We start from the raw sequence: 11,582 nt of genomic DNA, 5'->3' as shown, positions 1-11,582 counted from the left end.
TCAGCGCACCTCACTTCCCTTATGGCCGGCAATTTACGTCATGCATGATCGTCCGTGGCCGACTTTTCCGGAGTACCCCCGCAGTTGCCCGCCCGCGGGTCGGGCCGATGCTCCATACGGCGTCAGATAAGTCGCCGACGTTACTGGAGAATGACGGCGCGCCTCACTTAGCCGCCACGGCTTGAACGTCCCTCGTGGCAGGATCGCCGGTGATCCAGTGGCGCAAATCTATCTGGAGGATGTCTTGCAGGATCAACAGGTCCTCGCAGTAAAAATCGCGGAGCATCTGCTGCAATTCATCCGTGAGGGGCGGGTAGCGGATCGGCGCCGCCAACGACGCGCGCAATTTTGCCAGATGGGGGTTGGAGCGGAGCGGGTCGAGCACCGGGCGCATCGGTTGCAGCATACGGCGCAGCGGCAACGGCAACATCGGGCTGGCGCTGTCATTTTTCCGGCTGGCCACCTCTTCCGGCGCGATATGCACCGGCACGCCGATATGGGTGCACACGTCCGCGATGACCTGTTCGGGCTGCTCCCGCAGCGACTCGTACAGGATCACGTGGATCTGATTGCGCGGATAATGGCGGAGGAAACGGCGCAGATGGGCGCCGTAAAGTCCGCCCGACAGGAAACGCGACTGTTCAGGCTGCGCGCTTTCCAGATATTTGCGCGGGTCGCTGCTGACCTGTCCGCGTCGGAAGAGCATGCAATAATCGGAATAGGCGCGCTGGACCGGGTCGCGCAGCTGAACGATGAGGCGGGCCTCGGGAATCATGGCCGCCATGCGCTCCGGAGCTTGCGGATGCGCTAGATAGTCCGCCGACTTTTCCCCGATGATGCGGCCGGGCGGAGCGGGATCGAAGAGAGAGGCGTACCATTCCGGGCCGCGATCATATTCCGAACTGAAATAATGGGGTTCGGCGTCAGGGAGCCACAGGCCGGGATGATTGCGGAGTTGATGAGCGATCCAGGTTGTCGCGCCTTTCATGGCGCCGATAACGACGAAGCTTGGCTGGCGATCAATCATGTTCTTCAGATAGGGCGGATGTGGGCGCCGGGCAGTTGGGCATAGGTACGATCCGAAGAGGGGTAGAGGCCTTATCCCTTTGAGCAGAAATCAAATCCCCATCCCCATTCGTCATCCGAAAGGATGGGCGGCTGGCCTCAAGTATAGGTGCGGAATGGTGCGGCGTTTTTCGGCTGCTTTGTCCTATGCTTGCCCTTGCCGCACCCAATAGCGCGGCGATCCGGGAGCAGTCACGGGACCGCATGAAGATCATCGTCATCGCCAGCCTCGCCTATTCGGTGATCAATTTTCGCGGACGGCTGATCGCCGCAATGATCGGCAACGGGCATGAGGTCATTGTCTGCGCGCCCGGCCGTGATCCCGAAATCGAGGCAAAGCTGGCGGCGATGGGCGCGACCTATCTGCCCATGCCCATGGCGCGGGCGGGGATGAACCCCTTTGCCGATATGGGCACGCTGAGCTGGCTGATCGGTCGCTTCCGGAAACATCGGCCGGACGCGGTAATGGCCTATACGCAGAAGCCGATCATCTATGGCGGCATCGCCAGCCGGTTTTTCCCGTCCATCCGCTTCTACGCAATGGTGAGCGGGCTTGGTCATGTGTTCAGCGACGGTGAATCGCGCCTGCTGCCCTATGTGCGGGCGATCGTGTCCATCCTGTACCGGCAGGCGCTGCGCACCGCCAAGGCGGTGTTCGTGTTCAACAGCGATGACCGTGGCGAGATGCTGCGCCACCATATTCTGCGCCCCGACAGCCGGGTCATCCAGGTGCCAGGGTCGGGCGTGGACCTTTCCCATTATGCCCAGGCGGCTTTGCCGGAAGGACCGCCCGTCTTCCTGATGATTGCGCGACTGCTGCGCAACAAGGGGCTGATCGAATATGTCGAGGCCGCCCGGATCGTACGGGCGCGCTTTCCCGATGTGCGCCTGCAACTACTTGGGCCTCTCGATGAAAATCCGGCCGCCGTTTCGCGTGAGGCGATCGCCCAATGGCAGGACGAAGGCATTATCGAATATCTGGGCGAGACGCGCGATGTTCGCCCCTATCTGGGGCAGGCCAGCATCTTCGTTCTGCCAAGCTGGTATAGGGAGGGGCTGCCGCGCACGATACTGGAAGCGATGGCGGTGGGCCGGGGCGTGATCACCACCGACATGCCGGGCTGCCGTGAGCCGATCAGGCAGGGGGTAAACGGTTTCATCGTCGCGCCGCGCGATGCGAAAGCGCTGGCCGACGCGATGGTGCGGATATGCAAGCAGCCGACCCTGCCCGCGCAACTGGGCATGGCGGCGCGCAAGACGGTTGAAGACCATTATTCGGTCGAGATGGTGAATGCGCTGCTGCTTTCGACCATGGAGATGAACGGTCCCGTGGCCGGGCGTGCTGGGCGGAAGAGGGTCAACGCGCAGATCCTTGCCGGAGAATCCTGATGGGCATGAGGCGGCTGATCGACATGCTGTTCGCGGCCACCGCTTTGCCTTTGGCGCTGCCGGTCATGGCGGTGATCGCCGGTGCCATAAGGCTAACCGGTGGCGCGCCGGTGCTGTACCGGCAGATGCGCGTGACGAAGGGCGGGCGGCGCTTTCCCGTCATCAAGTTCCGGACGATGACCGACGCCCGCGACCGGGATGGGCGGTTGCTGCCCGACGCCATGCGGACGACACGGATCGGCGGGTTCCTTCGGCGCTCACGGTTGGATGAACTGCCCCAGCTTTGGAATATCCTGACCGGGACCATGAGCCTGATTGGCCCCCGCCCCCTGCTGCCCGCGACCATAGAGGAAGCGGGAGAGCGGGGACGGCAGCGGTGCGCGGTCAGGCCCGGCCTGACGGGTTGGGCACAGGTCAACGGCAACACGCTGCTGGGTGAGCGGGACAAGATCGCGCTAGACCTCTGGTACATTGCAAACCGCTCCTTGTGGCTCGACCTTACCATCCTTGCCCGGACGATCAGCGTGGCCGTGCGCGGCGAACGGTCCAACCAGTCATCGATCAGGAGGGCGCATGAAGGCCATAGTCGTTGGCGCGGTTGAAAGCACGCGGGTCGCGGTGACGGCCCTTGGCGAATCCCACCAATGGGATCTGGCGGCGGTATTCACCCTGCCGCCCGACCTTGCCCATCGTCATTCCGATTTCGTCGATCTTTCGGGCGAGGCCGAAAAAGCCGGGGCGCGGATGGTGCGGACCGCCAATATCAATTCCGATGCCGCGTTGCAGGCGATCCGCGATGTGGCGCCCGATTATATCTTCGTCATCGGCTGGTCGCAGATTTGCGGGGAAGCATTCCGCGCTACCGCAAGGCGGGAAGTCGTGGGCTATCATCCCGCGCCACTGCCACGCCTGCGGGGCCGCGCTGTCATTCCATGGACCATCTTGCTGGATGAGCCCATTTCCGCTTCCTCCCTCTTCCTGATCGATGCGGGGGTGGATAGCGGGCCGCTGCTTGGCCAGCGCTATTTCCATCTGGCGCCGGATGAGACGGCGGCGACGCTCTACGCCAAGCATATGGCAGCGCTGGAAGCGATGCTGCCGGGCGTGCTGGAGGATATTGCGGGCGGATCGCCGACGCTCACGATGCAGGATGAGCGGTGCGCCACCTATGCCGCGCGCAGGCGGCCGGAAGATGCGCTGATCGACTGGTCGGCGCCGGGATCGGCGATCTGGCGCTGTGTCAGGGCCTGTGGCCATCCTTATCCCGGCGCCTGGACGAGCTATGCAGGCGAGAAGATCGTCATCGAAGAGGCGGCGCTGGTGCCGCTGCGCCATCATGCCGCCGCGACGCCGGGGCAGATTGTCGAGCGTATGGCGGAAGGCTTCGTCGTGCGCTGCGGCGACGATCAGGGATTGCATGTGTTGCGGTGGCAGACGGCGCGGGAGGCGCCCCTGCCCAACCACGCCATATTGGGACGGGCCAAGGCAGCGGCATGACGATGATCGACAGCATAGAGCGCGCGCTGGTGATCGCGCCCCATCCCGACGACGAAGTGCTGGGCTGCGGGGGAACGATCGCGCGCCTTGCCGCCATGGGTCGTCATGTCGAGGTCGTCATCGCGACGCAGGGAAAGCCGCCGCGCTTCACTGCGGTGCAGGTGGAGCGGGTGCAGGCAGAAGCGCGCCAGGCTCATGAGGTGCTGGGCGTCGCGCGGACGCATTTCCTGGATTTTGAAGCGGCGGCATTGGATTGCCTGCCGCGCGCGGAGTTGAATGAGGGCATCGCCGCTGTGGTGGCGGAGAGCCGTCCTGACGCATTGTTCCTGCCCTTCCTCGGCGACCTGCATTTCGATCACGGCCTGATATTCGAAGCCGCGATGGTGGCGGCGCGGCCCGTCGGGGCGCATTATCCAAGGCGCATTCTGGCTTATGAGACCGTGTCGGAAACCAATTGGGCGGCGCCATATCTGACGCCTCCGTTTCAGCCGCACGTCTTCATCGACATCAGCGAGCATCTGGATCAGAAGATCGAGGCCTTTGGCTGTTTTGAATCGCAGGTTCGTCCTTTTCCCAATGAACGATCCTTCGAAACCCTGCGCGCGCTTGCGCAGGTGCGGGGTAGTTGCGTCAGCCGGCGGGCGGCGGAAGCCTTTGTGCTGATAAGAGAGGTAGCCTGACATGGACGCGCCCGCGACTCGGACTGGAGGAGCATCGGCAACCTTGGGCACGGATTGGGAAGGACCCGACCGCAGCGGCCGGTCGCTGCGCATGATGCTGAGTTCCGCCGGGCGGCGGGTCGGCCTGATGCGGAGCTTTCGCGAAGCGGCGGGCGCGCTGGGCGTCGACCTTGCCATGTTCGCGTGCGATCTGAAACCGGACTGGAGCCCGGCTTGTGTCGAGGCGGACGGCAGCTTTGCCGCGCCGCCTGCGGAGAGCGAGGGCTTTATCCCTGAGATGCTGGACATTTGCAGGCGCGAGCGGATCGAACTGATCGTGCCGACGATCGATACCGAGCTTATCGCCTATGCCAATGCGCGCGAGCAGTTCGCTGCCATCAACTGTCATGTGGCGGTTTCTGACGCGCAACTGGTGGAGATGGCGCGGGACAAGCTGGCCACGGCGCGGTTCCTGACGGATGCGGGCTTGCCCTCCCCCGCGACGATTGCGGTCGAAGACTATCTGGAGGGATCGGCTGACCTCCCGCTCCCGCTGCTGGCCAAGCCGCGGCATGGCAGCTCCAGCCGGGGCATCGGCATGGTCTATGATCGCGAGGAAGTGGCGGCGCTCGACAAGAGTGAACCTTATATTCTCCAGCAGTTTCTTGCGGGGCGGGAATTTACGATCAGCCTCTATTTCGATGGCGCAGGACAGCTGCAATGCGCGGTTCCGCATGAGCGGCTGCGGGTACGGTCGGGGGAGGTCGAGAAGGGCGTCACGGTGCGGGATGCGGTCATCCAGGACCTGGCTTGGCGGTTGGGCTCCGCCCTTCAGGGCGCGCGCGGGGCGATGTGCTTTCAGCTGCGGGTGGATGCGGAGGGGAACGCCTCCATTTTCGAGATCAATGCTCGGTTCGGCGGGGGCTATCCATTGGCGCATCGGGCGGGGGCGCGGTTTGCGCAGTGGATGCTGGAAGAACGGCTGGGACTGCCGCGTACGGCGCATGATGGCTGGCAGGACAATGTCCTGATGCTGCGTTTCGATGATGCCGTTTTCGTCTGAAAGCACCCGGTTCGAGCGCGTCATCGTCTTCGATCTGGACGACACCCTCTACCTCGAGCGCGACTATGTGCTGAGCGGGCTGAGGGCCGTGGGGCAATGGGCGAGTAACGCGCTGGGCATCGACGGGCTGGGCGAGGTGATGCGCGCGCGGTTCGACGCGGGGCGTCGCAGCCAGATATTCGACGACAGCTTGCAGGAGCTGGGGCTTACGCCGTCGCCCCCTCTGATCGCGCGGATGCTGGCTACGTACCGGCAGCACCGGCCCGACATCTGCCTTGCGCCCGATGCGGAGCGGTTCCTTGCGGGGCGTGATGGCAGAACGGGCTTTGCCGTGATCACCGACGGCTTTCTTGATGCGCAGAGGCGCAAGATCAGGGCGCTGGGCCTATATGGGCGCGGTATCCACCTTGGTATATGCACCGACAAATGGGGGCGCGAGTGCTGGAAGCCAAACCCGCGCGCGTTCGAGCATGTCGAGCGGATTTTCGGCCGGTCGGGCGGATCGCTGACCTATGTCGCGGACAACCCGTCGAAGGATTTCACCGCGCCCCGGTCACGCGGGTGGCGGACGGTGCAGATTGCCCGGCCCGACCGTATCCACAAGTTCGGCATGCATGAGGGCGTGAAGGCCGATCAGATCATCGAGACGCTGGAAGAGCTTTGACGAGCGCCTCTATTTCCGAGCTTCTTCCACCGTCCAAGGGGCGACATTGATCGCCCGGCGCAGGCACAGCGTCAGGCTGCCCAGCCAGATCACGCCGAACAGCAGATGGGCGATGTTCGCGCCCATCGCTCCGACCGACGGAACCAACGAAAACACGGCGCAATAGAAGGCGAGCGTGCATGCCATGACCGTGCGGAGAAGTGCGCGCTGGTCGCCCAGGGCCAGCAGCCCGGCGCGGCTGGCGGACCCGCTGATCGCGAAAGTGACCGCGAGGATCTGCACGGTGAGCAAGGGAACGGCTCCGGCAAAATGCGGCCCGACCGCAAGGCGCATCAAAGGCCCGCCCACCAACAGCATGGCAACGAAGCAGAAGACGCCAAAGGCCCCCAGCAGCAATTCGGTTTGAACGAGCACGCGGACGAAGGCGTGGCGCTTGCCCGCCGCCACCAACCGGCTGAGATCGGGATAGACCACGGCCTGCACCTGCGCGCCGACCTGGAGAAGTATGCGACTGATGCGTTTGGCGATATGGAACAGGCCCGCGCTTGCCGGATCGGCGAGCCATCCGACGATCAGCGTGTCCACGACCTGCACGCTCGACCAAAGGGTGAGCGAGAGGTTCGACCCGAGCGCGAAGCGCCAGATGTCGGGAAAACGGCCGGTGATCCCTTTCGCCCTTGCTCTTAGCAGTTGACGAAATCCAGGCTGGGGCAAAAAGCGCATGGCAAAAACGAAATTGGCAATCGAGCCCAAAATCTGGGTGATCGTCCATATGAGGATGATCTGGAGCATGCCCGCGCCCGCCAGATAAGCAACCACCACGCAGAGGAGGCGGACTAACGCGTTCGCGACCTGAATCTGCGCCACCGCGCGATATTGGCCCGCGAGCCTGAATATGGCGGTTGAGACACCGTTGAAGTTGAACAGTAGCGAGGTGGCGAAGAGGAGCGTGTAGCCGACATGCTGGAAGGAAAAGCCGAACAGATAATGTCCGGCGATCGTCAGCACGCTCGCGATCGCCCAGGCCGCGATGCTGCCGCCGATATCGAGCAGCCAGCCGAATTTGAGCAGCGCGAAATAGGTGACCGGGTCCGCGTGAGGATCGACGGTCGCCCCATTGCGGATCAGCGGCTGCCACGACTGAAAGCTGACGAGCCGCTCGCATGCCTGACCCAGCGTCAGGATCATGGCGAATATGCCATAGGTGGCAGGCCCCAGCAGCCGCGCGACCAGGGCAATGGACAGAAGCGTCAGCGCCAGCGTCGCGGCGGTGCCGGACAGAAGATGGAATACGGCCCGCGCACGCCGATGAGTCAGCGCATCGCGCAACCGAATCGCGGAAAAGGTCATCTTCAATCGAAATCCCACCGCATTCATCGGCACGCCACCTTCAGTCCTGTTTTTCGAGACTTATGATGGGACCGAAGCAGGGAAGACGCAGCTTCTCTGTCGTCTTAACTCCGAATAGCCGGTGCGGAGGAAGAATTGCGAAACGGGGCCGCGCACTCACCAGCAAGCAAGCGGCGCCCCGTTCCGTTCAGAAACGGCCGGTCTGCGCCGCCATCAGGCGAAGATGAAATCCGCAGCGGTGAAATTATGGGCGGTCAACGTCCCCAGGGGATCGGCAATGTCGATGCTGAACTTCGCCCCGGAAGAGGTGACGACATCCAGCAAGACGTTACCCGAGGCTCCATCATGCGCGAACACCGTACCGGGCGCTCCGCCCGAAGCATATTTGGTGACTCCCAGCTTTTCCAGCACGATGCGGTCGGCACCGTCCTGGAAATCCTCTATCCGGTCGCCGCCATCCAGCGCACCCGCGCCCTTGAAGACGAACCAGTCGGCGCCCGCGCCACCCCACAGCCTGTCGGCGCCCAGATCGCCGGTCAGCTTGTCGTTCCCGGCATCGCCGTGCAGCTCGTCGGCACCGCCGCCGCCCAAGAGCAGGTCGTCACCATCGCCGCCGAACAGAATGTCGTTCCCCGCCTCCCCATTCAGGGAATCCGCGTCCTTGCCGCCGTCGAGGAAATCATTGCCCGCGCCCGATTCCATATTGTCCCGACCGTCGCCGCCATAGAGCTGATCCACGCCGCCTTCGGAATCCAGAATATCGTCGCCGCTGCCGCCCGACAGATAGTTGTTGCCGTCGCCGCCATCGACCCTGTCATTGCCGTTGCCGCCGTAGACATAGTCGTCGCCCGACTGCCCCTTCAACTTGTCGTTGCCGTCTTCGCCGTAGATCCAGTCATTGCCAGCGCCGCCGGCCACGGCCTGGGTCGTCAGCAGGCCGGTCGCCGGATTGATTTCGTTCAGGAACCCGTCATCGCCAGCGCCAGCGTAGATGATGTCATCTCCCGCGCCTCCATCGATATAGTCGCGGCCCCCGCCCGCGAGGATGGTGTCATTCCCGGCATCCCCCAATATCTGGTCGTGCCCGTCGAGCGTTTCGATGCGATCGTTGCCGTCCCCGCCGACGACGATGTTGTTGCCCAGGCCGCCATAGATACGGTCGTTACCGAGACCGCCGTCGAGCGAGTCATTGCCGTCCTCTCCCCAAAGCTGGTCATCGCCCAAACCGCCCTTGAGGAAGTCGGCGCCCGCTTCCCCATGAAGCACGTCGTTGCCATCATTCCCCTCAATATAATCGTCGCCTAATCCGCCCCACAGCTGATCATTGCCTGCGCCACCGAATATACTGTCGATTAGGGATGTTCCCTTGATGGTGTCGTCTCCGACAGTCCCGTAAAACTTCGCCATTCACCCGCTCCCAGTAGAGGCCCCACGCGCATAAAAATGGTGCGGGACCGACATAACTGTCTCACGCTAATCTAAACGATAGGTTGATTGAAACCGCCGGGCAGGCGCGGATTCCGGCCAGTCCTGGAGCACGAGAAAGGCGATTTGGCCGCGCGCTTCCGGCATTATGCGTTTTAGCGCAGTGACTTCTCCAAACGGGAAACCTGTTTGCCACGCGTTAGGGCGCGCGCGCCGATACGAAATCAGCGTCGTTTAGAAGTGTCAAAAACAGGCTGCACCGTTCAGATAGCGACAGGCCTGATCGAACTTGCCCCGGACTGGCGCGGGGCGATCGCCTCCATCGCTGCGCGCTCCCATTGGACAAGGACGCGGTCGACGGTGAAACGCTGAGAGGCGGCCCGCGCCCCTTCGGACAGGCGGCGGCGCTGATCGGGGTCGGCGCACAAGGCGGCGATGGCCGCGCCAAGAGCGGACACGTCGCCATCCGGGACCAGCAGGCCGCTGATCCCGTCGGCGATCATTTCGCCGGGGCCGAAGCGGCAATCAAAGGAAATCACGGGGACGCCCGCCGCCATGGCTTCGCCCACGACGATACCCCACCCTTCGAAGCGGGAGGAGAGGACGAAGATGTCGGCTTCACGCAGCCAGCCGCCATGATCGTTTGTGACGCCCGGCATCGACACCCGGTCTTGCAGGCCGAGGGCGTCCCGTTGCGCTTCGAGCTTCGCGCGCTCCGGCCCCTCCCCCCAGATGGTGAGCGACCAGTCGGGGATGAGAGGGGCCGCGCTGGCGAAGGCATCCAGCAGCAGGTCGAACCCCTTTTGCGGCACCAGCCGTCCGACGGCGACGACCTGCCTGCCGCATGGGCGCGCCTCATCGATCGTGACGGGAGCATAGGTGGGATTGGGAATGACCCATTGGCGGGGACGCATGACCTTGGGGAAATATTGCATCGCGCCTTGCGTCATCGTCACCAGCCCGTGCGCGCGGGCATAGGTGTAGCGACGCAGAGCCGACCAGAAGGCGCCGGGTCGTTGCTGGGCGGGATTGTTGCGTTCCGACACGATCACCGGGATGCCGAGCGGCTTTGCGGCAAAAACGGTGACGACGTTGGTGCGTGTCAGGAAACTGATGATCAGGTCCGGGCGCGTGCTTGCCAGTGCCTTGCGGAGCGCGCCGATGCGATTGAAGACCGCGAGGGCGGATCGCAGCACCGGCAAGCGCCCGACGGGAAAGCCCAGCTGCGTGATGCTGACAGCCGGATCATGCGCATAATAGGGACGCGCTCCGGGCTCTTCGAAGGCGAACAGGCTGACCGTCCAACCCGACCGGCTGAAATGATTGCACAGCAGGCTGACGATATGTTCCGATCCTCCAGCACGCAGGCCGGGCAGAATGAAGGCGATGTGCGGCTTGCCTCTGGCTGAGGCATCCGTCCGGACCGGCATTGTCATCCGCGCACAGTGAAGCCTTGGCCGCGTCAAATCCATGGAACTTGCGGATTATCGCCAGTTGGTCGTGGCGGCCAAGCGGCTTAGCCAGAACCGCAGGCCGCTCGCATTTGGGCTAATCCCTATTGGCCTTCCTCATAGCCAAGCGCCCACTTCATGCCGCCGCCACACATTGTAGGCTCAACGGCTATGATAGTAGCAGCAACAGAATTTTTCTCGCACCCGGCAGAAGCCCTTCCGCAACAGGTCGAAGACGCCTTCTTCAGTTCCATCAAGAACCCGAACAACACGTTCAAATGCACCTGGGGCGGACGGTTCGGCGCGCTGGACGGCCGTCTGGTGGAAGCGGTCAAGGCGCGCGGGCTGGATGTGCGGGAAGTACTGGACGTCGGCGTATCGTCGGGGACGACCACGCTGGACCTGTGCGACGCCTTTGCCCGTGAAGGCTATCGGCCGCGCATCACCGGCACCGATCATGCCATCCATGCGTGGATCGTCCCGCTGGGCAAAAGGTGCGCGGCGCTGCTGAACCCCGAAGGTCAGCTGTTGCAGGTCGACTTGTCCGGCCGGTCGATACAGCCATGGCGGCGCCGTCTGGATTATCTGACCGGCATGTGGCTAGTGCGGCCGATCCTGTCCCGCATCGTCGGCGGTCTGGCGGCGCGCAGGCTGCGCGAGGGTGTGGGCGTCAGGAAGGTCGAACTGGTCAGCCCGCGCGTCCGCAACCATGGCCTCATCACGATTGTCGAGGATGATGTGCTGGCCCCGCGTGACGGTTTCGGCCGCCGTTTCGATCTGGTTCGCGCCGCCAACATCCTCAACGAAAATTACTTCGCCGAAGCCGACCTTCGGAAGGCGGTGGATAATCTTCGGTCCTATCTCAAAGGTCCAGGATCGCTGCTGTTCATCGTGCGCACGCGGGTGTCCGGGGACCATCATGGGACGCTGTTCGCCATGAGCGACAGTGGCGCCCTGGAGGTGGTGGAACGGATTGGTGCCGGATCCGAAATAGAAAAGTTGCTGACCGCAATGTGATC

11 protein-coding genes are annotated in these 11,582 nt (G+C 63.5%); 7 read left to right on the top strand and 4 right to left on the bottom strand.

Annotation, left to right across the window (positions count from 1 at the left end):
* Positions 1–163: 163 nt before the first annotated feature.
* Entirely contained in the window at positions 164–1,027 is an 864-nt protein-coding gene (locus ACYU81_RS08950) for a sulfotransferase family protein (RefSeq protein WP_460987297.1), read from the bottom strand.
* A gap of 185 nt (positions 1,028–1,212) precedes the next feature.
* On the opposite strand from ACYU81_RS08950, the gene ACYU81_RS08945 reads away from it, so the two are divergent.
* Genes ACYU81_RS08945 through ACYU81_RS08920 form a run of 6 tightly spaced genes read left to right on the top strand, consistent with a single transcriptional unit; the run spans position 1,213 to position 6,337 of the window.
* Positions 1,213–2,454: a glycosyltransferase family 4 protein gene (locus ACYU81_RS08945; protein WP_460987296.1), complete on the top strand. Its 1,242-nt coding sequence runs from the start codon at positions 1,213–1,215 to the stop codon at positions 2,452–2,454.
* Positions 2,454–3,056 carry a sugar transferase gene (locus tag ACYU81_RS08940; RefSeq protein WP_460987295.1) on the top strand — a complete coding sequence of 201 codons (603 nt, stop codon included), beginning with the start codon at positions 2,454–2,456 and terminating at the stop codon, positions 3,054–3,056. Before ACYU81_RS08945 ends, ACYU81_RS08940 begins: the two co-directional genes overlap by 1 nt.
* A complete protein-coding gene (locus ACYU81_RS08935; RefSeq protein ID WP_460987294.1) occupies positions 3,028–3,951 on the top strand; it encodes a methionyl-tRNA formyltransferase in 924 nt (307 codons plus the stop codon). Before ACYU81_RS08940 ends, ACYU81_RS08935 begins: the two co-directional genes overlap by 29 nt.
* A complete protein-coding gene (locus tag ACYU81_RS08930; protein ID WP_460987292.1) occupies positions 3,948–4,631 on the top strand; it encodes a PIG-L deacetylase family protein in 684 nt (227 codons plus the stop codon). The genes ACYU81_RS08935 and ACYU81_RS08930 overlap by 4 nt, the downstream gene beginning before the upstream one ends.
* Position 4,632: 1 nt before the next feature.
* Positions 4,633–5,673 (top strand): ATP-grasp domain-containing protein, encoded by a 1,041-nt coding sequence (locus ACYU81_RS08925; protein ID WP_460987290.1) that lies wholly within the window; start codon positions 4,633–4,635, stop codon positions 5,671–5,673.
* Positions 5,657–6,337: an HAD family hydrolase gene (locus ACYU81_RS08920; protein WP_460987289.1), complete on the top strand. Its 681-nt coding sequence runs from the start codon at positions 5,657–5,659 to the stop codon at positions 6,335–6,337. Before ACYU81_RS08925 ends, ACYU81_RS08920 begins: the two co-directional genes overlap by 17 nt.
* 9 nt (positions 6,338–6,346) lie before the next feature.
* Here ACYU81_RS08920 and ACYU81_RS08915 read toward each other — a convergent pair whose 3' ends face one another.
* From ACYU81_RS08915 to ACYU81_RS08905, 3 genes are all read right to left on the bottom strand, one after another.
* Positions 6,347–7,687: a lipopolysaccharide biosynthesis protein gene (locus tag ACYU81_RS08915; RefSeq protein ID WP_460987288.1), complete on the bottom strand. Its 1,341-nt coding sequence runs from the start codon at positions 7,685–7,687 to the stop codon at positions 6,347–6,349.
* A gap of 213 nt (positions 7,688–7,900) precedes the next feature.
* Entirely contained in the window at positions 7,901–9,094 is a 1,194-nt protein-coding gene (locus ACYU81_RS08910; protein ID WP_460987286.1) for a calcium-binding protein, read from the bottom strand.
* Between the two features lie 281 nt (positions 9,095–9,375).
* Positions 9,376–10,542, bottom strand: coding sequence for a glycosyltransferase family 4 protein (locus tag ACYU81_RS08905; RefSeq protein ID WP_460987285.1), 1,167 nt, complete (start codon positions 10,540–10,542; stop codon positions 9,376–9,378).
* A 192-nt stretch (positions 10,543–10,734) separates the two neighbouring features.
* On the opposite strand from ACYU81_RS08905, the gene ACYU81_RS08900 reads away from it, so the two are divergent.
* A complete protein-coding gene (locus tag ACYU81_RS08900; RefSeq protein ID WP_460987284.1) occupies positions 10,735–11,580 on the top strand; it encodes a hypothetical protein in 846 nt (281 codons plus the stop codon).
* Positions 11,581–11,582 lie beyond the last annotated feature (2 nt).

The organism is Sphingobium sp. TomTYG75 (assembly GCF_054771635.1).
Note: the sequence above shows the minus strand (reverse complement) of the source record. Positions and strands in the feature narration are given on the sequence as shown.

Excerpts from the sequence above, each read along its gene's own strand:
- ACYU81_RS08950 (WP_460987297.1), bottom strand. The coding sequence starts at position 1,027 with ATGATTGATCGCCAGCCAAGCTTCGTCGTTATCGGCGCCATGAAAGGC.
- ACYU81_RS08945 (WP_460987296.1), top strand. The coding sequence starts at position 1,213 with ATGCTTGCCCTTGCCGCACCCAATAGCGCGGCGATCCGGGAGCAGTCA.
- ACYU81_RS08940 (WP_460987295.1), top strand. The coding sequence starts at position 2,454 with ATGGGCATGAGGCGGCTGATCGACATGCTGTTCGCGGCCACCGCTTTG.
- ACYU81_RS08935 (WP_460987294.1), top strand. The coding sequence starts at position 3,028 with ATGAAGGCCATAGTCGTTGGCGCGGTTGAAAGCACGCGGGTCGCGGTG.
- ACYU81_RS08930 (WP_460987292.1), top strand. The coding sequence starts at position 3,948 with ATGACGATGATCGACAGCATAGAGCGCGCGCTGGTGATCGCGCCCCAT.
- ACYU81_RS08925 (WP_460987290.1), top strand. The coding sequence starts at position 4,633 with ATGGACGCGCCCGCGACTCGGACTGGAGGAGCATCGGCAACCTTGGGC.
- ACYU81_RS08920 (WP_460987289.1), top strand. The coding sequence starts at position 5,657 with ATGCCGTTTTCGTCTGAAAGCACCCGGTTCGAGCGCGTCATCGTCTTC.
- ACYU81_RS08915 (WP_460987288.1), bottom strand. The coding sequence starts at position 7,687 with ATGACCTTTTCCGCGATTCGGTTGCGCGATGCGCTGACTCATCGGCGT.
- ACYU81_RS08910 (WP_460987286.1), bottom strand. The coding sequence starts at position 9,094 with ATGGCGAAGTTTTACGGGACTGTCGGAGACGACACCATCAAGGGAACA.
- ACYU81_RS08905 (WP_460987285.1), bottom strand. The coding sequence starts at position 10,542 with ATGCCGGTCCGGACGGATGCCTCAGCCAGAGGCAAGCCGCACATCGCC.
- ACYU81_RS08900 (WP_460987284.1), top strand. The coding sequence starts at position 10,735 with ATGATAGTAGCAGCAACAGAATTTTTCTCGCACCCGGCAGAAGCCCTT.